The following is a 21,044-nucleotide window of genomic DNA, read 5'->3' as shown; positions in this document are numbered from 1 at the left end:
AAGGATTGGATGTCCGTCCAATCCTTGCCACATACCGTTTCTACATAACGGATACTGGAACAAAAAAACGGTCGTGGAAGGATGTCTCAAAACTCGACCTTGTTCTGCAATTAGGACAAAATAGTTTACTTTTACCCAATTATGGAACTTAAGTTCGTTTTGAGACAGCCTGACAGACTCGTTTCTCTACTAGAGAGAGCCGGATTCAAAATTCCGGATATTCATGTTTTTGACCAAAAACATATATTCTTGATTAAGTGCAGTGGCAAAAGCCACTGGTCTTTGTTTTCAACACTTCCCCCCTATCTCCCCCGCCTTTATCATACACCTCAAATAAACCTGCGCCCACACAAAAGTGATCATCGACCCGATCACCGTACCCGCAACCAGCCCCCACCAGACCCCGAGCAGCCCCCATCCGAATCCATAGGCAAAGAGCAGGGCAAAGAGGGGAGTCATTACAAGGCTCCGAAGAAGGGTTGCTATAAGGGCGCTTGTACCTTTTCCTGCGCCCTGGAAGAGGGAGGCTGAGATCATCCCGAAGGCGACCGAGGGGTAGAAAAAGGTCATGATTTTCAGGAGCCTTGTCAGTTCAGGGGCGATCCGGGCTGCTGTTTCGGCCTGGGTGAAGACGGCTGCAATATCGGCGGCAAGGAAAAAGATCACGACCCCCATGGCGGCTTCCACCAGGACCCCGATTTCCGTGGCATAGATGTGGGCTTCTTTTGCTTTTTTATAGTCATTTTCCCCGATGGCAGCCCCGCCGATGGCGACCATGGCGCTGGCAATCCCGACCAGGGGCGCAATTGCAATGGTCGCAACCCTCCAGCCCGTGGAGTAAACGGCAACCCCGTCCGTGCTGCTCACCTCGACAATAATGAGGTTCATTAGAAGGGCGGTCATGGCAAGGGCCACCTGCTGGACCGAGGAGGGGATGCCCACCCTGAAAATGTCCATGATAATCTCCCGGTCGAACTTGAAGTCCCGGAAGGAAAACGAGACGTAGGTGTCCTTTTTCACGAAGAACCAGTAAAACATCAGCACCCCGGATATGGCGTAGGAAACGATCGTTGCCCAGGCAGCCCCTGCCACCCCGAGGTCAAGGGTGTAAATGAAAATGGGATCGAAAATGATGTTCAGGACCGAACCGATGACCAGCGCCTGCATGGAACGCTTCGAGTCTCCTTCGCTCCTCAGGATGGAATTTGCCGAGTTGCTGAAAAAGAATACAAAACTCCCCATAAAGAGGACCCTTGCATAAGCCACCCCGAGCCCCGTAACCTCTCCCGCGCCGCTGTACATGAAGAGGTCTTCTACGAGATAAAGGGCAAGTGCCGTAAAAAATACCGTGAGTATAGCCATCATCACAAAAGTGTGCACGGCAACGTTGTCCACGCCTGCCTTATCCCTTGCCCCGATCCTGCGGGAAATTGCGGCTCCGCCTCCTATCCCGAGCCCGTTGGTCAGCGCCATCTGGATAAAAAAGAAAGGAAACGCAAAACCCACTGCAGCCAGGGCATCCGCCCCCAGCCCCGCCACCCAGAAAGTATCGGTCAGGCTGTAAATGGTCTGCACCGACATGGCAACAATGATCGGGATTGAGAGTTTAATAACAGCTTTTTTCGGGTCTCCCAGGAGGATATCGACTCCTACCGTGGCTTTTCCCGTGGGAGGATGAGCTCCGAACTTCTTGCTTTCCGCTTCTCCGTTTACCATTTTTCCCCGCCGTTTTAGGACCCTCTGTTTTCAGGGCTCCTTTGTTTTAAAATTCTTTTTTAAATTTTATTCTTTTTATGTTTCCTTTCCCTTTAACATTTTCTTAATTTATGGACCTGGTAAATGTTGTTATTTTTATTCCTATTTTATTTCTCGGTGTGATGTGTCATGCTATGAATACAGAAAGGGCGTTTAAAAAGCTTCTAAAAGGCTTTTAGGGTTTTTAAAAGGCTCTTATCCAACTTTTAATAATTATGTCCATATATAAATGCAAAAATTGTATGATGTTAATATAAAAAATTTACAAATTTTAAATTATGTCAACCATCTATTCCAGTAAAATTATTTTAATTAAGTGTTGCTCATGCTACTTATTTATACTATAAATTGACAATTTATATTGTCCGGTTTATACGAATTTTTTACATCTGGAATATTAATTTTCTCACAGGTTTTGTGTGTTTACATGTGCTAATTTTTGCACAATGTTTTCTGTGATTTGTACACTAATTTGAACTTGATTGCATTTTAATTTCTTATGATGTTTGTATATAAATTAGTTTTAAGTTCTCTGAATAAAGGGGGTTGATTATGAAATCCGGAGATATCTCTCAAAATAAAACAGGCGTTTAGAAAAAATTTTTATTTTTATTTTCAATCTTTTGTTTCGTTTTAATGACGGTACCGACAGCCTCTGCAATAAATACCCGGCACCTATCTACGGATACTGAAATGGAAAATCTCCTGGATAACCTTGCTTTTGTTTCTGAAGTGCGCTATGGTGATCTGGGTGGAGCGCCAACTTTTGAACGCCATATACACAAAAAATTTACCTTCAACGCAGTGCACGGACATGCAATCTGGGTCAGTGGGAAGCAAGAATCTTTCCTGCTGGATTATGACCCCGGTAAGAAAAAAGGAACATTCATCGTTGATGGCATGTATCCGATGGAATTCACTTTTAAATCTCATGGTGGAACTTTTACGGACCTATTCATCTGTGCCAGAGCCAAAGGGTCAGATGTGACAGGTTCAAGATTGCAGGTTTACAATTTGAAGCTCAACGGAAACCCGATATCCGGTTATGTGGATGCTGACTGCATGGGTGGCTCTACTGCTTATGATATCCTGTGGATTAAAGATATTAGCCCGTCCATTGAAAATGGTTTTACTCTTGAAGGCAATTTCAAGCTGGAATGGTCGGGTGAATACCCCAAAAACTCCAGGCTTACGTTCCAGGCAAAAAGAACCACTGTGGGGGAAACAACTCAGATCCCGGAATTTCCCTCGATGGCCTTGCCAATGGTTGCAATACTTGGGCTTGCATTTGTTTTCATGAGAAAGAAAGAGTAATCAGGGCCTAATTTCTTTTTTGCCCTAAGAATGCTTCTCAAATTTTAATTTTTTACTATTGTCTTTGATTGCTCTTTTTCCGGAGTCGTTCAATTCATTCTTTACAGTCACTTATTTTCATAAAAAAGGCCGCATGAGCCGGATGTTTTTTGGAATTTAGGTCTCAAACGTAAAACTCTCAAACGTAAAAATCTGAAACTTCAGAGTTTAATCCGGCATTTCCAAGAGATAAGGTTTTTATGCCTATTTTTATTGATACAAATATTTAAGTTTTTAAGAAAAAAGTATTTAATACTTGAAGATTATTGTTATATATTATTACTAAATTATGATTTAGTATTACAATTTCTTTCTATTAATACTAAACCATTCTATAAATACCGGAGGAACACAGGTCAATTACAGGGGTCTGACACCGGGATTTCCTTTTCGTTTTCCCTTTTTGTTTTCTTCCGGACTTATGATTAAAGATTGAAATTTGTGAGGGGTAAATTCTTGAAGCAGGAAGCTCAGGTACTGGGAATAAATAAGGTCCCAGCAAGGAAAAAAGACGGTTTGCAGGCTCAGGGAACTTGGGGCAAGTTTTCTCCTGCATCTTCACCTGTCCATTCCTCATTTCCTGCTTCATTTCCGCTCTCAGCAGCTTCCTATCCTGCCCCAGTTCCTTCTCCCTCTCCTTTTTCTTATATCTCTGCGGCCTCTTTCCCGGTTCCAGATTACCCGGCTTTTCCTTCCGGGCTTCCCTCTCTTGATCTGAACATTTACCGGGAACCCCACATAAAAGCCCTTATTAAAGAACAAAGCAGGGACCTTTACAGGCTAATAAAAAAGGTGCATTTTGACGGGCGGTATTACCGGGTAAAATGTGTGCGCTCCGGAGCCTGGGAACATTGCTGGGAGCTTGCAGTGAGAGTCCAGTTTTTCGGGATGATGCAGGGCCTGGCCGTCGAGCCGGAGCGGGTCGTTTCCGCAAAATCCAGAAAAATCATCTACAGGTCCCTTATCCTGGTAAATCCTTACGAGTTGTGGGACGAGGAACTTGTCGAAAGGTTATGGAACCTTCAGGAAAGAATCGAGTTCCTTATCTCAAAGATCCTCTTCCACGAATGCATCCATGTCCTGATCTTCCTTGGAAAATCCCTGCCCGCGGGTTTCGGGCAGACGGACATTTTCCTTGAATTCAGGGAGCTGCTTGAACTCGCAAAATCGGAACAGTTCTACGTAGAAAGGCAGGAAGTCCTGCACTGCCTCCGGAACCTGACCAGGCTTTCCCTCAGCCTTCCCGAAAACCATGGAAAAATTCCTGAACATGGGACAGATCCAGAGCCAGAACCAGAACCAGATCCAAAACCAGAACCAGAGCCAGTCCATGAACTCTATGAATTCCTGGTCCACGAAAAATACAGCATCAAAAAAACCGACCTGGCTTTCGGCCTTTCCTGGAGCAACGGGAAAATTTCCAGGGACTATGCGAAGATCGCAGCTCTGAAGTTCGGCTCCTGCCTCCCTTCCGATAAAAAGTTGTGGGATACAGAAGTCCGCAGGCTGCGCAGGGCTTTGAAAAAGCTCTACGACAGGCTTGACGAAGAACAGCACTCCCGACAGCCGGATTGAAAAATTCCCCTGAAAAGTCCAAAGCCCCGGATTCCCTTTTTATTTTCCAGAGTGTACTTCTTCTTCTTCTTCTTCTTCTTCTTCTTCTATTTCTTCTACTTCCCCTTCTGTGCGAATCCGGATAAATTCCTTTAAATCCGACTTCAAATAGCTCTCAATTTCTCCCCAGCCACTGTCCCTTGTTTCAGTAAAGAGAAAAGCAAAAACCGGATACTGCCTGTAGTCCAGCTTCCGAAGCTCCAGGGGCTTTTCGAAATGGGAAACAAAACCCTCGTAATCAAACGCTTCGATGTCTTCCGTTTCAATGTCATCCGGCTTTTTAGCAATCAAAAGGCAGTAAGTCCTGCTGTCCTTTTCCTTATTCTCATATTCATTTTCATCCCTTTCCTCATTCTCATTTTCATCCCTACCACTCTCTTCCTTCTCCCCGAGGATCTCTTCCCAGTTGGGTTCCAGCCCCTCGCAAAAATACCTGTGGACATTGATCCCGTATGCATAATACGCAATATCGGTGGTACACCACCCCGCAAACCGGATCGGGTTTACTTCCAAAGGTATCAGCCTGTTCCTTTTATCAACCCGCAGCTCAAGATGCAGCGGGAAATCCCGAAGCTCGATACCCCGCAGTTCCGCAACTTCATTTATTTTCCAAAGCAGTTTTCGGACTGCTTCCAGATAGGTCCCTATAGTCTTTTTTGAAGTCGTATAGACCTTATCTTCAACATCATCTTCCGACGGAAACAAATGCTCCAGGATATTCAGGACAACCGGCTTTCCCTCTCTGTTATAGTACGCATCCACCGCCAGTTCCGGCCCGTCAATGTGGTCTTCAAGCAAAAATTTCCCGGAGCTGAACACCTGAGCCGGGAACAGCCCTCTGATGGCTTCCATTTCCTGTTTCAGGGCTGGCAGGACCTTTTTCCATTCTTCCCCGCTGCTGACCTTATAAACCCCCGCACTGAAGAACCCGACTGCTGGTTTGATTATGAACGGCTTTTTGACAGTCTCAATATCCAGTTCATCAAGGCTTGCAAATTCCACTCCCTGATAGGAAAAGTCAGGATAGATCTGCTCCATCAGTTCCCTGAACCTGAGCTTATCTTTGAACAGGTCGATCCTTTCAGGGATGCCTGTGAAGCCCAGGTTGTCTGCTATCCAGGCAATGGCGTTTTCGGAGTTGCTGTAGACTTTGCAGGGGTTCCGGGTTTTGAGAAGTTCGATGAATTCGGCGTCTTTTAGGAGCTTGATTTCTTTGTTGAAACCCAGGCGTTTGGAGGTTGAGTTTTTCAGGACAGGCAGGTTCAGTTCTACGATGGTGTCCTATAGAATTTGAGAAACGTATGGCTCGTCTAAAATTATCAGATGTTCTACCCCCCGGTTTATGAATTTAGGCTTTTTGAGGTTATATGGTTTGGGAGTAAATGCCAATTTTAGGATCTTAAGGATAGTTATTAACTCTGGGATAAATGTGGGGTTGTGGACTAATTTTATGAAGATTAGCTTTTGAAATCCTGTCATTTCTTATGTTTTCTGAAATATACATTTATATATTTATCTCCAATAAAGTTACTTTTAAATATTGTAACTTTTTCTTAAAAGTATGGGTGATTTTAATGTTGAAGATTGGTACATAGAGCGCAGAGGGTTGTATGAACAACTATCTAAAGTTGCTCAAAGTATTTTGCAAAAATCTCTTGATAATAGATCTATAAATTATGCAAAAATCGAATACCGATCCAAAAGTTTTAGAAGCTTTCAAAGAAAATTTTTGGATAAAATTGAACAAAATAAAGATTATCGGCCTAATCAGATGAAAGATTTAGCAGGGATAAGGGTCATATGTTATGTTAATTCCGATTTAGAAAAAATTCGAGATATAATTAGGATTACATTTCCGATAACTAAATATAATGATAAACGAAAAACGCTAGGTCCAGAGGTATTTGGATATAGATCTGAACATTTCATTGCAGTCCTTCCAGAATCGTTAACACGAGATTCTAATTGTGAAAATTTGAATGGATTACAATTTGAAATACAGCTAAGAACAATTCTTGAACACTCTTGGGCAGAAATTGAACATGATAGGAACTACAAGTATAGAGGAGATTTGCCCAAAAGTATTAAAAGACGTCTTTTTTCATTATCCGCAGTCTTAGAACTTGCAGATAATGAGTTTGATTCTATTTCAAGAACAATCGATGAGTATTCTCAGGACATTATTACTAAGAAAATTGAAGGTAAGTTAGATGTCAAAATAGAAAAAAGCTCACTAAACGAATTTTTAAAACTTGAATTTGAAGATAATTCTCACATTTTTCCAAATTTGAGAGATTCAAGTACCTCACAAATAGTCTCTGAATTGAATGATATGGAAATCTTTACTTTGACTGATTTGAAAGGTCTGATCACAGAGGAGTATAAGGAAGTTCTCATGAAGTATGAGAGCAATGGGACTTTTGAATCGATAATTAGAGACTTGTTAATTATAAATTTTAAAGAAGATTATTTTAAAAAAGCTTGGAAAAGACGTTGGAATCTGACTTATGGAGGTAAAATCAAAACGTATCAGGAATTAGGTTTCGACAACATTACTGAAATTCTTGACAAATATAATATTGACTATTGACTATTATTAAGAAGATTACTGTGGGAATGTTTCTTCAGTAAATTGAGTATCGAAATAAAAATTAAAACAATACGTAGTAAATTGAGATTTTTATGGATGAAGAGGATAAATGCCCAATATGTGGCAAAGGAATTCGAGTTAATGAAGAGCTTATTAAAGAAGAGTCTGATGAAATTAAAGTGTATTTACAGGAGTATTCGTGCGGTCATAAAAGAAAACTTGATCAAATATGTTGCCCTGACCCCGGGATAATTGTATCTACTTATTCTAGATCCGATAATTTTAAAGTTGGAAGTAAGCTGCGAACATTAAGATTAAAATCGGGGTATGGAAAAAAAGCTTTAGAGCAGCTTGAAAGAGCTAGACGATGGTATCTATTATTTGAAGAAATATCTATTGGCACTAATGAAAAATATGAATTTGAATATTCTAAAGATGTAATGTATGCTTTTTTTATGAACTGTTTTCATGTTAAGGACTGGTTGATTGAAGATGATTCAATTCCTAAAATAAATTCGGAATATGTTGGAAAGTACATAAAAAATGACCAATGTTTACAAGTCTGTGGATCTATAGCAAACGGTGCTAAGCATCTTAACCTTCGGGAAACACAAGGAACAAATAAAAATTATGAAATTTTCCGATCCGACAGTATACATATCGATTCAACTGCCATAATTAACTCAAAATTTACTTTTTCAAGAAAAGAGAAGGAAAGTTGTGAACAAGGACGAACTAAGTACGAAGCTTTCAAGTTGGCTACAGAATGTCTTGAATCATGGGAGATTTTTTTTGAAAAGAATGATATCATATATATTGAAAGTTGAGATGTGCATTACATTTTTCACTTTTCTGGATAAAATTCCTTTCGGGTAATATCAAACCACTTAATAAAGGATTAATCCCCTCATTCTTCCAACAACATCTTCAGATTCTCCCCCTCCTCTCTCATATGTACCCTGATGCCCTCAACCCTCTTCCCGGCAACCTTCGAAAGCAACCCCCCAAATCGAAAAGAAAGCGTAGCAGTAAAAACACTCCCGCCATTGTAAGGCTCTATAGAAAAAGACCCTCCCGAACAGATCCGAGACTCCGGGAACAGCACCTTATACTCGATCAATTCATTCGGTACACAGCTGGTGATCTCAAAGCTCAATTTTTCCAGTCTGCCCCCGAGGTATTCTTCAGCATAAAGCACGGAGCCTTTTTCGAAATTTTTCCCTTTGACCCACCTGGCAAGTACGTGGTCTTTGTGCCAGGACCTGTAGTTTTCCGTAAAGTGGGTAAACCATTCGAAGATGGCTTCAGGTGGTCGGTTTATTATTACGGAATCTTTCAATGTCGTCATATTTTGCAGCCCCATTTTCCCCTTGTTTATATTATCGGCTGCGATACTTGTTTTTATCTCACGGGTCATCTAGCACTTTTTGATTCCGGCTTGGTTCGTGTTCCACAGTGGTTTAAAATTTGGATATTTCTTGCATCTCTTTTACTGTTGTGTTTCAGGTTTCATCATCCTGAAGATATCGAAATTTTTGCTTTTGAGGTCATTAATTGCGGATTCAAGAGAGTTTGTAGGGGGCGTTGCAGCATGTAACAATACGTTCTGAGTGTCCTGGCATACATAATTTGTTGATACTGACAAGGTTATTATGTCATATTTATCAAATCTCGAAGAGGTGGCGTTATGGAATTCTTTGAAATACTACTCAGGACCGTGGCCGGCCTTGTTGGATTATCGCTTATCCTGGGCGGATTTGCTGGATTCTGGTACGGAATTTACATGATAATTGTAGAGCTGAATACCGCTGATGGTGTCTTAATAGCGTTTGGTTCAATACTGGCCTTAACAATAGGAACTATTCTCGGTAAATTCGCCAGAGGTGATTATGATTTGAAGGAGGAGGACAGGCCTGGATTTAAAAAATAAAATTCAAAAAATTTTTGAGTTTTAGACTCCGATCCAGGTGATTATGCTTGATGATTATGCCTGGTTTTATGTGAGTGGTAGGTGGATGATATTTGCCGTGCTCTTGCTCAAAAAGCCTCTCCCGAACAGATAATGGACTCCGGGAACAACACCTTATATCCGATCAATTTTGGATTTTGAATTTGTTTGTATCTCTTTTGCTGTTGCTTCTTCTTTTTGGACGTGGTCTTCTTAATTTTTATTCTGGAAAAGCCGGACGCCTCTGGCGTCCGGTGAGAACCCCGGTACCTGAAAAACAAGTCGAAAAATGTTTAATGGGATAGTGCCCACTAATGAATACACTGATAAAATACTCCGGCAAATCGTCATAACCTGGGGACGGTGAAAATGGATTCGGGAATTCTTCTTTATGCTCTGGGAATGTGGTTTGTGCTTGTTATTGCAGCTATCCTGAACGCGACATTCAGAGAAGTATTCATAACCCCGAAATTGGGGGAACATGCGGGGCACGTTATCAGTACATTTACTTTCATGTGCATTATTTTAGCTTTGACCTATCTTTTTCTCGGATATCTGGATGCTGACCTTGCCAGGAACGATTTGCTTTTGATCGGGGCTTTCTGGCTGGTGTTGACCGTTGCGTTTGAATTTCTCTTCGGGCACTATGTTATGGGGCATCCCTGGGGGAAGCTGCTTGCGGATTACAATATTTTTAAGGGCAGGGTGTGGGTTCTCGTGCTTATTACCACTTTTCTTGCGCCGTGGCTGGTTGGTACCTATTTAGGAATGAGTCACATATAATATCAAGGATTTCAAAATTTGAGAATAAACCACGGATGAACACAGATGAACACGGATGGCTTAAAATCTGTGTCTATCCGTGTCCATCCGTGGTTCTTTAACGGGAAACCCATAGAGCACTCCTGGTCTGAAAATTTGAAGTTATATTTTCACCATTCCTTAATGAGGAAATGAAATAATTTGGGGAGAAGGTGCTGGGTCTTTAATGCAAATTATTCTTTTTTAAAAAAAATATTCTGTATACCTTTTTCTGAGAGGAGGTTTTCAGAGGTGCTTTCGGAGTGCTTCCGATGCTTTCGGAATGCTTTCAGGGGGGTTTCCGGCCTTTTAGAGGGGGGTCTCGCAAATCGGGGCTTTTCCTCCTGCATAGTATAATACGGTTTCAATTCGATTTAATTCGAAGATTTTAATACAGATGGAAGCCTGATTAAAATTACCTTCTTTATTGGGGTTACCTGCTTGATTAGAGTAACCCGATATTTATTTAGAAGTTTATTTATATTGTGACACTCATTCTGAGCATTTATCGGAAAAGTATTATATGGATTGGGAATATCCTTAATATATTAGTGGTGTGTAAAAAATGAAATCTTTCGCATTAGTCCGAGCAGACAACTCTGACAAAGTAAAAATAGCATTACATGATCTGGAACGGTATGGGGACATTCAGTTTTCAGCCTCTCCCAGAAGTATCGAAGCAAACTATGCCGACGAACTTCTTGTCAGTGTAATGGGAGTGTCCCTCAAGTCAAAGTGCAATTCTGCAGCACTCGTTGAACTGAAAAACCACGCCGGGTTGGCTATTAGCAGGTTGAAGAAGATTCATCCCCCGGCGCATGTAGTCATCATCAGTCCCAAACATAAAGTATTCGAGGAACTTTCAGGCAAGTTCCGGCTCTATCCGGAATTTGACCGGGTGCTAACCCCCCGGGAGAAGCCGGAAGTCCCGGATACTGTTCAGGAAATGGTGGAATCAGGTAAACAGGAAGAAGAAAGTAAAGAATTGGTGGCAGAAGAGCCGGTTAAGACTGAATAACGGCATGTGATCCGGTTTTGTTGAAACGTTCTTGTTTTACTCATAAATCCCGGACACATTCTGCTCCATTCTTTCCAGAAAAGCAGTTTGTAACTGCTTTTCTTCCTTACTGAAACCTGAAAAAACGGTGGTATCCCATTTCAGGGCTATTTTCATCATTTTTTCTTCCAGACTTCTCCCTTTCTTAGTAACGAAGACCCTGTATGCCCTTTTATCTCCCGGGTCCTGCTGCCTGTACGCATAGCCTGTGCTTTCCAGCTTTTTTGTTGCCCGTGCAGCGGTGGCTTTGTCCATTTTATACTTTCTTGCAAGGTCTTCCTGCCTTACCCCCTCCTTCTTTAAAAGGGACATCATAAAACTAAACTGTCCGCTGCCAATGCCGTATGGTTCCAGTTCCCTGTCAAGGAAGATCCGCTGATACCTGTAAATGTACGAAATTATTTTGCCTATCGGTTTTGAAGGGGAAGTTGTTCCTTATGCTTTATTTTTCATCTTTTTGTACATCCACGATGGTTGCATACGCAACTTTTTTATACAAACTGCCGCGTTAACATCTATAGTTGCAAGCGCAACAATCTGTGACAATCTTTTGGAAAAAGGAGTAATCTTCATGAAAGTTCTCGGATTGATAGGAAGTCCTCGGATTAAAGGAAACACTGCGAAACTCGTAAAGGAAATCCTTGCAGGCGCCTCGGAAAACGGAGCCGAGTCCGTCGTGTATAATCTCGCAAAAATGAATCTTAGTGGCTGCAAGGCCTGTTCCGCCTGCCTGAAGAAAGGGACCTGTATCCTTGAAGACGATATGCAGGAACTCTACAGGGAAATAGAGGAAGCCGATGTCCTGGTGCTTGGTTCTCCCGTCTACATGGGGGAAATCAGCGCCCAGGCCAAACCTTTTGTGGACCGCTTACACCCCCTTGTCCATGACAGTTCAAAACCCCTGGCCGGAAAGAAGCTCGTGCTCGCATACACCCAGGGCAACCCCAATGTGGATACCTACGGTAAGTATTTTGAGTATATGGAAGGGATCTTTTCACATGTGGGGTTCGAAGTGAAAGGCACGGTTGCCGCGGCCGGGACCCTAGGGATGAACGACATTCTTGAGCAGGAAGCGCTGCTGGTAAAGGCACGGGAGATCGGAAAGAATCTGCAATAAAAGGCGCCTTGAAAAACGACTCGCGGACCTTGAAAAACAGAACAATGAGAGTACTATTATGAAAACTAACAAAAAAATCCATCTTTTTATCATCTGCCTTACGGTCTTTTTTGGGATGTCGGCAGGGGCTCTGCTGGGGCCCGTGTTTCCGGAAATGGTAGGACCCCTGCAAACAACAGCGCAAAATATCGGGATGTTGGTTTCGGCCATAACCTTTTCCACAGCGCTATTTTCCCTGGTCCTCGGGCCCTTTACGGACCGCATACCGCGCAAAAAGATCCTTATTTTCTGCCTTGTTCTCTATGGATTTACAGGGCTTGCGGCTTATTTTGCAACGGATCTCGAAACCCTCCTTATCCTTCGTTTCCTTCAGGGAATAGGGGTTGCAGGCATGATGCTGCTCTCAATGCTGCTGATAGGGGATCTCTACTCTGGTCCTGAAAGGGTGCATGCTACAAGCAGGGTGGGCATGACAAATGCCATTGGTTCGGTGTTTTCCCCCCTTATAGGAGGCCTGCTGGCCTCACATAGCTGGAACCTGCCCTTCCTTTTCTATACCCTTACCCTGCCCCTGGCTCTATTTGCGGCGGTATGCCTTCCTGAAACAAAGTCCGTAGGGCCGGAGTACAGAGGAAAGGAATGTGGAAATCCGGGCAGAGAAAATGGCAGAGAACAGAACAGAGAAAATGGTAAAATTAAGAAAAACGGAACACCGAACAGAGCCAGAAACAAAAAGACTTTTGCGGAACTTTTAAAGCCATTTCTAGACATTAAAATCTTTTACACCATATTCCTGAGTTTTGCGGTTTTTTTCCTGCTCTATGCGCTGGTATTTTATCTGCCTTTCATGCTCAAGGCCGAATTCGGGTATACGTCAAAGGAATCGGGGCTTGCATTAAGCCTTATGGGAATAACGGTTATTCTGATTGCGTCAAGGGTGAAGGTTCTTGCGTTAAGGTATCCTCTGGTTTGCCTAGTAGGCGCAGGTTTCGGCTTTGCGGGCCTTACCGTGGCAATGATAGGCATTGTACACTCAAAAATCATAATCGTTTTTCTTTTGCTTCTCTTCGGCATGGGCTACGGGCTTTCCCAGATCATGGCTGATACCCTGATCCTCCAGATTGCACCGGAGGATTCCAAAGGCAGTATAATATCGGTGTACAATTCCATGAAATACCTGGGACAAACCCTCTCCCCGATTGTATTTGGCTTTGTTCTGGCCAGTTCAGGGCTTGAAACGGTCTTTCTGTTTGCGGGAGCTTTTGGGCTGGCAGTAGCGGGCCTGAGCTGGCTTGTAAGGGGCAAATTCAGGGCCGGAAGTGGGCATGAAGAAGTAGGGGAAAATACACGCGAACATAGAAATGTACACGAACAGGAATATGAAACCGGGTCTTTGTTTGTGGGAGAGAATTAACTTTTGTTGCAGGAATGTAGCTAAGCTTTTCAATCAAAAAGTTCAGTTATATTCTGCTCCATCCTTTCAAAAAGCGCAGCGTTAAGTCTTTTTTCCTCTTCACTGAAACCTGCTAGCACGATATTGTTCCACTTTATGGCTACTTCTTTCATTTTTGCTTCTATGTCCTTTCCTTTTTCAGTTAAAATGACATTGTATGCTCTTTTGTCTTCTGCATCCTGTTTCCTGTAGACATAGCCGGTTTCCTCCAGCTTTTTTATTGCTCGTGCAACGGTGGCTTTGTCTATTTTGTACATTCTGGCAAAGGTCTCCTGTTTTACTCCGTCCTTTAAGTAAAGCGACATCATAAAGCTAAACTGCCCGCTGCCGATGCCGTATGGTTCCAGTTCTTTGTCCAGGAAAATCCGCTGGTACCTGTAAATGTACGAAATTACTTTGCCTATCGGTTCCAGTTTTTCCATATCATTGTCCTCTTTTTATTGATTTTTGGAGGATTTGGTTTGAGTTGTCTGCTTAGTTGTATAAGCAGCGGAGTTACTTTAAATTGCTTCCTGCGGAAAAGTTCCGGGGGGAATTCTACAGCCTTCAGGATCCATATATAGTTGCCAAGGCAACTTATTTGTCATTTGTTGTGTAAACAACCATGTGGTGATAGAATGGAAAGCAAAATTGCCAGTTCATCCAAGCTTTCTTTTGAACCGGTGGCTATCCTCTGGAGTGATGAAAAACCCGAAGGAGCCCTCCAGTTCTCGGGGCTTGCGACTCTGGCCGGGGTAGTCAGGGACAAATCAGAGGAGATTTTCAGACCTGCCGGGGCGGTAGCCTGCCAGCAGATGGGGATCTACCTGTACAGGGAGGAAGAATCCAAAAACCCGAGGGCTATCCTGGGATTCACGGACCTGGCAGCCCGGAAGCACATCAGGAGAGTTATGGGAGACGACATGCTCACCTTTGCCGTGCCGTACAGGCTCTTTCTTGAGATGGAAACAGAGGTCGAAAACGGGCTCCTTGATTCTCCTTCGTGGGAGATACTTACAGGTGCCGAATAAGGATCATCGGAAAACATTTTAATGGGCAGTTCCATATTTATTTTAGGAAATTAAGTCCGGAATTTTTATCCTGCCGGGCATAGGTTTTCGATGGGGGGGCAATAGTTTATGGAAAACATGTTCAGATTTGCTGATGAGCTTGGGCCATTTAAGATCATTCACGTTTACGAACCTTCGGTTGACCTGAAGGCAGTGCTTGTGGTGGACAATGTGGCCAGGGGGCCTGCCATCGGCGGGGTCCGGATGGCGCCTGATGTGAGTACCGAGGAGTGTTTCAGGCTGGCACGGGCCATGACCCTGAAAAATGCCGCTTCCGATCTGCCCTACGGGGGAGGAAAGATCGTCATGTACGGGGACCCGAAGATGCCGCAGGAGAAGAAAAGCAAGATGCTCAGGGCGCTTGCCTCTGCTCTCAGGTATACGGACGAGTACATCTTTGCCCCTGACATGGGGACCGATGAGGTTTGCATGGCCTGTATTAAAGACGAGATCGGCAGGGTCGTCGGCCTGCCCTGTGAAGTCGGCGGGATTCCCCTGGACGAGATCGGGGCTACCGGCTGGGGAGTTACCCATGCAACGGAGGTTGCTCTCCGCTACTGCGATTTCGAGCTTAAAGGGGCAAGGGTGGCTATCCAGGGTTTCGGGGCTGTCGGGAAAAATGCAGCCCGTTTCCTCAGTGAAAGAGGGGCCGTGATTGTTGCCGTGGCCGACTCCCGGGGAACGGTCTATAATCCCGAAGGCCTTGATGTGGAGATCCTTACCATGCTCAAAAAAGAAGGGCAAAGCGTAACCGATTACCCTGTCGGGGAAAAGCTTGACCGGGACGCAGTCATAGGCGTTCCCTGTGAAATCTGGATCCCTGCCGCCCGCCCGGATGTGATAACCGAAGACAACGTGCATCTCCTGGACACTAAACTGGTGGTGGAGGGAGCCAACATCCCTATCACGGAAGGGGCGGAGAAAATCCTTCACGAAAGAGGAATTCTCTATATCCCCGATTTCATCGCAAATGCCGGGGGCGTGATCTGCGCGGCTTCCGAGTACCAGGGGTCCACCCAGTGTGCAGCCTTCGGGTCAATAGAAGAAAAGGTTCGCAAAAACACGGAACTCGTGCTTGAGGCGTCACAGAGAAAAGGAATCAGCCCCAGGGAAGCTGCTGTAAAACTTGCAATCGAAAGGGTAAAAAGTGCAATGAGATACAGGCGCTGGTCTATTTTTTCTTCTGCGCCCGGTTTTGTGTGATTTTAATTTTTTCCATTTTTTTCATCAGTATTTCTCGAAGCTTTTTCATTTTTTATGCCCGCAAAGCACCGCCGCTGCCCTGACTGCACTTTCCGGGCTGAAAAAGACAGGAATCCCGTTTGCCGCAAAAGCTGAAGCCATTTTCCGGGGGAACTTTCCTCCCGGGGAGCAGATGATAACCGGCTTTCCGGAATTTTCGGCAAATTCCTTTATATTTTCAGCTACTCCTTCCGAAAGCAGGGGCGGTCCCCAGAGCAGGCTTACTATGGCAATGTCGTATTCGTCCCCGAAAGCTTCCCGCAGGGCGGCCAGGTAGTGCTCGTCCCTTACATTTCCTGTCAGGTCCATGGGGTTTCTTACTGCCGCAAATGCAGGAAGGCTTCCTTTCAGCCTGCTGACAGCCTCAGGCGGGAGTTCGGAGACTTCAAGGCCGGCATCTTCACAGGCATCGGCAATGGAAATCCCTATTCCTCCGCCGTCGGTTATGATAAGGACTCTTTTTCCCCTGACCGGGGTGTAGCTGCTCAGGACTTTACAGGCATCTTTCAGCTCTTCATACCCTGCTACTTCAATGATCCCCGTTTTCCGAAAGGCGGCTTCATAGGCTTCGTACCTCCCGCTCACGGCGCCTGTATGGGAACTGGCTGCCTTTGCCCCGGTTTCCCGCTTCCCGACCTTGAGGGCAACAACGGGTTTTTTTCTTGCGCAGCGGGAGGCTACATCAAGGAACTTTCGGCCGTCTCCCACGGATTCGATATAGAGGACCGCGACTTTTGTGGCTTCATCGGCTGCGAGGAACTCAAGGCAGTCGTTTTCATCAATATCGGCTTTGTTCCCGTAACTTATTACCCTTGCAACCCCCATTTCCTCGTTTGCCATCTCGTCCATTATCATGGCTGCAAAGGACCCGCTCTGGGTAAGCACGGAAATTCCATTTCTGGGGGGCCTTTCGATCTTGTCGCTCCCGATAAAGAAGGTGTCCACCTTCGATACGGTATCATAGATCCCCAGGCAGTTCGGGCCTATAGCCCGGATCCCTTTTTCCTTGAGAAGGCTTTTCAGTTCGGCTTCCATCCTTTTTCCTTCCTCTCCGGTTTCCCGGAAACCCGAACTGACGATGACCGCCCCTTTTATGTTTTCAACGGTGCCTCTCAGGATTTCAAGGACAGCCGTAGCCGGGACTGCAAAGACGGCAATGTCGATTTCATCCTCTATTTCCTCCACCGAGGCGTAACATTTGAGCCCTTCTATCTCCCGGTAGCCCGGGTTTACCAGATATGTTTTTCCTTCAAAACCGATCTCACGGAGGCTTTCAAGGATTGTGTGAGAAAGCTTTTCGGGATTTGGGGAAGCTCCTATAAGGGCGATACTTTTGGGTTTAAAGAAGAAGTCCAGATTATCTCCACTGTGCATTCACAACCCCCGGTTTATTTGCCGCTAATATTTGCCACTAATATTTGCAGTTCGTATTTACAGTTCCTTATCCCTTCTTTCCGGCTCGAAGAGATGGGCAGGCCTCCCCCGGGCCCTTCCGGAAATGCGGCAATCCCGAAAATCCGGCTGGTGATTTTTACTCCCTGCAGTTCCTGTTACCCCTGCCGCAGGACCTCACCCGAAGGGTGCGAATTCTTCCCCATTATTCAGTACACACAATATACACAATATAATTTAGGACTCTTTTGTATATAAAATAGTTTCAATGCCCCTGTCCGTGTCCTGTTCCCCTATTTTTTGCGAGAGGGCGGCTGTTGTGAAATTAAAGATTTTTCCGTAATTTTCCGTAATTTTTCCCGCATCTCTCATAATTTTCTCCCTTTTATCTCCTTGTTATCCCGGAGATATTCAAAGGTCGCAGTATTTGCAGACAGACCTGTCGCACTCGCTGTTCTTGAATTTCCACTTCGTGCCCCATTTTTTGATTCCCTGGATAACCTGTATGAAGTCTTCCCCGCTTTCCGTAAGGAAATATTCGGACCTGCCGGGAACCTTGGAGTGGTCTGTTTGCTTTATGATCAGCCCTTCACTTTCAAGTTCCACCAGACGGGCTGAAAGAATTCTCGGGGTGACGCCGCCGAGCTTCCTTTTAAGTTCGTTAAAACCTTTTTCTTTCTTATCTCCTTTGTGCAGCTCCAGAAGGATGTGGATAGTCCATCGTTTTCCCATAATATTCATCGTTTTGTAAACAGTGCAGTTTTTCATGGTATAAACATGGATACTGTCCTTATATAAACAAGTATCTTTAAAATACTACTATTAAAAGGATACCCAACAAAAGATGGATGTATATCTTCTCCGGAAATTCCTTTATTAGGGATGCAGGAGTAAAATCTTTACGTAAATCCTGATATTTTTACAATAAATGTTGAGGCGATACCCATGAAGAAGACAATACCTGAAAAAAATGCTATTATCCAGCGCGACGGAGAAACCTACTTAATTGCCCCAAGGACCCCGGGAGGGCTTGTTGACCCCGCAACCCTGAGAAAGATTGCGGATGTTGCGGAGAAATACGGGGCTGCCACCCTGAAAATGACCTCCGAACAGAAGATGGCAATCGTGGGCTTACAGGAAGAGGACATTGACGCCGCCTGGGCAGATCTCGGTATGGACGCCGGAATGGTTGCCGGACCCTTTGTAAAGGCTGTCAAGATCTGCCTGGGTACGACCTTCTGCAGGAAAGGCCAGCAGGATGCCGTAGGCCTCGGGACGAAACTGGAAGCCAGGTACAGGGGAGTAAAGCTTCCTTACATGCTAAAAATGGCTGTTTCGGGCTGCCCGAGTTCCTGCTCCGAACCCGTAATTAAGGACGTCGGGGTCATGGGCACCGCAAAAGGCTACACTCTCATGGTAGGCGGGGCTGCCGGACTGAAACCGAGGCTCGCAGATGTCGTGGCAAAGGGTCTCACTGAAGACGAAGTCCTGGAAGCTGTCGACAGGATCATTGATTTCTTCAAGGAATACGGAGAAAACAGGAAGAGACTCGGAACAATCATAGACGAGATCGGCCTGGAAGAGTTCAAAAAGGAAGTAGGCCTCTGGGAAAAATAAGATTTTTTCCCATCACTTTTTCACTTTTAGGTTAACCCCTTCATTTTTTATTTTTAAAATTCGTTTCCTCCAAAAACGAATTTTTTATTTTTTATTTTTTGCTGCATTACTGCTGCATTATTTCTTTCAGATTTCCTTATCTTCCCGGTTAGATATCACAATACTTGCAGACTGCCTTTTCACATTCCTTGTTCTTGAACTTCCATTTCAGGCCCCATCTTTTGATGCCCATGATTATCTTTATGAAATCCATTCCGCTTTCCGTCAGGAAATACTCGGACTTCGGGGGATTCGTGGAGTTGTCGAGGTTTTTCTCGATAAGGCCTTCCTGTTCAAGCTCTGTAAGCCTTTCTGAAAGAGTCTTTGGGGTTATGGTTCCAAGCTTCCTTTTCAACTCATTGAAGCGTTTTTCCTTCTTTTCCCCTTTGTACAGTTCCAGAAGGATATGAATGGTCCACCTCTTCCCTACAATATTCATTGTCTTATACACGGTGCAGTCCTTGACATATACAGCACATTCTTTCATGGTATGAAGGTAGAAACTGTCTACTATATAAATTAGTATCTTTAATATATCAGTACCTAAAAGATACCATGTAAACAAGATATTGTGATCAATCATATTCCTTACCCGAAAAGATGCCATACGTCCGAAAACGGAATAAAAACGGCCGGATGCAGGGTGAAAAACGACAGGGTAAAAGAGGAGGCAAAAAATTTGAAACAAAATTTACCCGAAAAAGGCGCAATCGTTCAGAGAGACCGTGAAACATACGCAATAGCCCCCCACCTGCCCGGCGGAATTATGGACCCGTCAGTCCTCAGGAAACTTGCTGACGTTGCGGAAAAATACGGGGCTGCAGCCCTCAAGGCGACTTCTGCCCAGCGGATTGCAATCGTAGGGCTGAAAGAAGAAGACCTGGACGCTGCCTGGGCCGACCTCGGGATGGCGCCCGGAGCTGCCATAGGGCTCTGTGTCAGGAGCGTTAAGTTCTGTCCGGGTACGACTTTCTGCAAGCAGGGCAAGCAGGACGCAGTGGGTCTCGGCCTGAAACTGGACGAGAAGTACCACGGGATGCCCATGCCTTCCAAGTTCAAAATGGCAGTTTCCGGCTGCCCTAACTCCTGTTCCGAGCCCGCGATCAAGGATGTCGGGATTATGGGCACTGCAAAAGGGTACACCCTGATGGTCGGCGGCGCTGCTGGGGCAAAACCCAGGCTTGCCGAGCCCGTAGCAAAGGAACTTTCCGAAGAAGAAGTCCTGGAAGCCGTGGACAGGATCGTTAATTTCTACCAAAATTCCGGTACAAAAAAGAGGCTTGGCTCGTTCATCGAGAGTATTGGCCTGGAAGAATTCAAAAAACAGACCGGGCTGTGAGTGCCAGGCTTGCACTGCTGTCAATACACTTTAAATTGTTTCCTCCGATAAGGCCCGTAGCCCCATTTTCCTTTTATTTCCGGGGCTTCCAACGGGTCTTTCACAATTAAGACATTTAACAAGGAATTCAACAAGAAATTCAACATCTTAAAAATTTGGGTATATTGAGGATTTTCACACACTGTGAGCACTAAAATGTTGAACATTCTGATACATGGGGAGGGATTACCTTCCCCGGGATTCCGGCATATCTGGAGAAACCAGGTTAATCAAAAACTGAATACAAAACGGCCGAAGAGAGATTCACATGAAAATAACGGACATGAAATCAGCACCTGAAAAACCGAACCCTCACAATGTGAGTGTCCGCATGCTTTATGATAATGAAAATGCTCAGGCGGTACATATCGAACTCAAGCCCGGAGAAGCCCTGAAAAAACACATCACGCCGGTGGACGTGTTTTTCTACGTGCTCGAAGGAAACGGAGCCGTTGAGATCGGGGACGAACAGGTAGAAGTCAGCCGGGACATGCTAATAGAAAGTCCTGCAAAAATCCCCCACCGTCTTCTGAATCCCGGAGATGGGACTTTCAGGGTACTTGTCGTAAAAGCTCCAAGGCCGACGGAAAAAACACGCATGCTGTAAATTATTTCTTAATTTCCAGTGAGTGATCGGAT

Annotated in this window: 23 protein-coding genes and 1 pseudogene; 14 read left to right on the top strand and 10 right to left on the bottom strand. The window is 44.7% G+C overall.

From position 1 onward, the window contains the following. Positions 1-288: 288 nt before the first annotated feature. Positions 289-1,716, bottom strand: coding sequence for an MATE family efflux transporter (locus MSMTP_RS12720; protein WP_048180035.1), 1,428 nt, complete (start codon positions 1,714-1,716; stop codon positions 289-291). Positions 1,717-2,373: 657 nt separating this feature from the next. Between MSMTP_RS12720 and MSMTP_RS12715 the strand changes: the two genes are divergently transcribed. Both MSMTP_RS12715 and MSMTP_RS12710 read left to right on the top strand, forming a co-directional pair. Then, positions 2,374-3,069 (top strand): choice-of-anchor W domain-containing protein, encoded by a 696-nt coding sequence (locus MSMTP_RS12715; RefSeq protein ID WP_304413659.1) that lies wholly within the window; start codon positions 2,374-2,376, stop codon positions 3,067-3,069. Positions 3,070-3,564: 495 nt separating this feature from the next. After that, positions 3,565-4,683 carry a hypothetical protein gene (locus MSMTP_RS12710; RefSeq protein ID WP_048180028.1) on the top strand — a complete coding sequence of 373 codons (1,119 nt, stop codon included), beginning with the start codon at positions 3,565-3,567 and terminating at the stop codon, positions 4,681-4,683. Positions 4,684-4,722: 39 nt separating this feature from the next. Here MSMTP_RS12710 and MSMTP_RS12705 read toward each other — a convergent pair whose 3' ends face one another. Further along, entirely contained in the window at positions 4,723-5,760 is a 1,038-nt protein-coding gene (locus MSMTP_RS12705; RefSeq protein ID WP_231582776.1) for an ATP-grasp domain-containing protein, read from the bottom strand. A gap of 568 nt (positions 5,761-6,328) precedes the next feature. Between MSMTP_RS12705 and MSMTP_RS12700 the strand changes: the two genes are divergently transcribed. Both MSMTP_RS12700 and MSMTP_RS12695 read left to right on the top strand, forming a co-directional pair. Continuing rightward, the gene (locus tag MSMTP_RS12700; protein WP_197076083.1) at positions 6,329-7,312 is read left to right on the top strand and encodes a GTP pyrophosphokinase family protein; all 984 of its coding nucleotides are present in this window, start codon (positions 6,329-6,331) and stop codon (positions 7,310-7,312) included. Positions 7,313-7,404: 92 nt separating this feature from the next. Further along, positions 7,405-8,139 carry a hypothetical protein gene (locus MSMTP_RS12695; protein WP_048180022.1) on the top strand — a complete coding sequence of 245 codons (735 nt, stop codon included), beginning with the start codon at positions 7,405-7,407 and terminating at the stop codon, positions 8,137-8,139. Between the two features lie 80 nt (positions 8,140-8,219). On the opposite strand, the gene MSMTP_RS12690 is transcribed toward MSMTP_RS12695, so the two are convergent. Further along, positions 8,220-8,729 (bottom strand): SRPBCC family protein, encoded by a 510-nt coding sequence (locus tag MSMTP_RS12690; RefSeq protein WP_048180019.1) that lies wholly within the window; start codon positions 8,727-8,729, stop codon positions 8,220-8,222. Positions 8,730-8,834: 105 nt separating this feature from the next. Beyond that, a pseudogene (locus MSMTP_RS19385) lies at positions 8,835-8,975 on the bottom strand (ISH3 family transposase); the annotation flags it as partial. Between the two features lie 24 nt (positions 8,976-8,999). Between MSMTP_RS19385 and MSMTP_RS12685 the strand changes: the two are divergent. From MSMTP_RS12685 to MSMTP_RS12675, 3 genes are all read left to right on the top strand, one after another. Beyond that, entirely contained in the window at positions 9,000-9,242 is a 243-nt protein-coding gene (locus tag MSMTP_RS12685) for a hypothetical protein (protein WP_048180016.1), read from the top strand. 387 nt (positions 9,243-9,629) lie between these two features. Further along, entirely contained in the window at positions 9,630-10,043 is a 414-nt protein-coding gene (locus MSMTP_RS12680; protein ID WP_048180013.1) for a hypothetical protein, read from the top strand. 583 nt (positions 10,044-10,626) lie between these two features. After that, positions 10,627-11,079: a DUF356 domain-containing protein gene (locus tag MSMTP_RS12675; RefSeq protein ID WP_048180012.1), complete on the top strand. Its 453-nt coding sequence runs from the start codon at positions 10,627-10,629 to the stop codon at positions 11,077-11,079. Positions 11,080-11,115: 36 nt separating this feature from the next. On the opposite strand, the gene MSMTP_RS12670 is transcribed toward MSMTP_RS12675, so the two are convergent. Next, positions 11,116-11,457: a MarR family winged helix-turn-helix transcriptional regulator gene (locus MSMTP_RS12670; protein WP_255351050.1), complete on the bottom strand. Its 342-nt coding sequence runs from the start codon at positions 11,455-11,457 to the stop codon at positions 11,116-11,118. Between the two features lie 232 nt (positions 11,458-11,689). Between MSMTP_RS12670 and MSMTP_RS12665 the strand changes: the two genes are divergently transcribed. Next, a complete protein-coding gene (locus MSMTP_RS12665; RefSeq protein WP_048180007.1) occupies positions 11,690-12,235 on the top strand; it encodes a flavodoxin family protein in 546 nt (181 codons plus the stop codon). Between the two features lie 58 nt (positions 12,236-12,293). Continuing rightward, on the top strand, positions 12,294-13,649 hold the full coding sequence (locus MSMTP_RS12660; protein ID WP_048180006.1) for an MFS transporter: 1,356 nt from the start codon (positions 12,294-12,296) through the stop codon (positions 13,647-13,649). A 29-nt stretch (positions 13,650-13,678) separates the two neighbouring features. Here the strand turns inward: MSMTP_RS12660 and MSMTP_RS12655 are convergent, their stop codons facing one another. Beyond that, positions 13,679-14,110, bottom strand: coding sequence for a MarR family winged helix-turn-helix transcriptional regulator (locus tag MSMTP_RS12655; protein WP_048180003.1), 432 nt, complete (start codon positions 14,108-14,110; stop codon positions 13,679-13,681). 195 nt (positions 14,111-14,305) lie between these two features. Between MSMTP_RS12655 and MSMTP_RS12650 the strand changes: the two genes are divergently transcribed. Both MSMTP_RS12650 and MSMTP_RS12645 read left to right on the top strand, forming a co-directional pair. Continuing rightward, a complete protein-coding gene (locus MSMTP_RS12650; RefSeq protein WP_052718399.1) occupies positions 14,306-14,698 on the top strand; it encodes a DUF169 domain-containing protein in 393 nt (130 codons plus the stop codon). A gap of 108 nt (positions 14,699-14,806) precedes the next feature. Then, positions 14,807-15,940 carry a Glu/Leu/Phe/Val dehydrogenase gene (locus tag MSMTP_RS12645; RefSeq protein ID WP_231582775.1) on the top strand — a complete coding sequence of 378 codons (1,134 nt, stop codon included), beginning with the start codon at positions 14,807-14,809 and terminating at the stop codon, positions 15,938-15,940. Positions 15,941-15,985: 45 nt separating this feature from the next. Here MSMTP_RS12645 and MSMTP_RS12640 read toward each other — a convergent pair whose 3' ends face one another. From MSMTP_RS12640 to MSMTP_RS12635, 3 genes are all read right to left on the bottom strand, one after another. Further along, positions 15,986-17,353 (bottom strand): acetate--CoA ligase family protein, encoded by a 1,368-nt coding sequence (locus tag MSMTP_RS12640; RefSeq protein WP_048180001.1) that lies wholly within the window; start codon positions 17,351-17,353, stop codon positions 15,986-15,988. Between the two features lie 255 nt (positions 17,354-17,608). Continuing rightward, positions 17,609-17,743, bottom strand: a complete 135-nt coding sequence (locus tag MSMTP_RS20220) for a hypothetical protein (protein WP_255350973.1) — start codon at positions 17,741-17,743, stop codon at positions 17,609-17,611. 39 nt (positions 17,744-17,782) lie between these two features. Continuing rightward, positions 17,783-18,139: a helix-turn-helix domain-containing protein gene (locus MSMTP_RS12635; RefSeq protein WP_048179998.1), complete on the bottom strand. Its 357-nt coding sequence runs from the start codon at positions 18,137-18,139 to the stop codon at positions 17,783-17,785. A 177-nt stretch (positions 18,140-18,316) separates the two neighbouring features. Here MSMTP_RS12635 and MSMTP_RS12630 point away from each other — a divergent pair, with 177 nt between their 5' ends. Continuing rightward, positions 18,317-18,988 (top strand): NAD(P)/FAD-dependent oxidoreductase, encoded by a 672-nt coding sequence (locus tag MSMTP_RS12630; protein WP_048179996.1) that lies wholly within the window; start codon positions 18,317-18,319, stop codon positions 18,986-18,988. A gap of 148 nt (positions 18,989-19,136) precedes the next feature. On the opposite strand, the gene MSMTP_RS12625 is transcribed toward MSMTP_RS12630, so the two are convergent. Beyond that, positions 19,137-19,514: a helix-turn-helix domain-containing protein gene (locus tag MSMTP_RS12625; RefSeq protein ID WP_048179993.1), complete on the bottom strand. Its 378-nt coding sequence runs from the start codon at positions 19,512-19,514 to the stop codon at positions 19,137-19,139. Between the two features lie 192 nt (positions 19,515-19,706). Here MSMTP_RS12625 and MSMTP_RS12620 point away from each other — a divergent pair, with 192 nt between their 5' ends. Both MSMTP_RS12620 and MSMTP_RS12610 read left to right on the top strand, forming a co-directional pair. Beyond that, positions 19,707-20,366: an NAD(P)/FAD-dependent oxidoreductase gene (locus MSMTP_RS12620; RefSeq protein WP_048183545.1), complete on the top strand. Its 660-nt coding sequence runs from the start codon at positions 19,707-19,709 to the stop codon at positions 20,364-20,366. Between the two features lie 307 nt (positions 20,367-20,673). After that, a complete protein-coding gene (locus tag MSMTP_RS12610) occupies positions 20,674-21,012 on the top strand; it encodes a cupin domain-containing protein (protein WP_048179988.1) in 339 nt (112 codons plus the stop codon). Positions 21,013-21,044: the final 32 nt, after the last annotated feature.

Source organism: Methanosarcina sp. MTP4, assembly GCF_000970045.1.
Classification (GTDB): Archaea; Halobacteriota; Methanosarcinia; order Methanosarcinales; family Methanosarcinaceae; genus MTP4.
The sequence above is the reverse complement of the archived record's forward strand: the minus strand, read 5'-3'. Positions and strand labels throughout refer to the sequence as shown.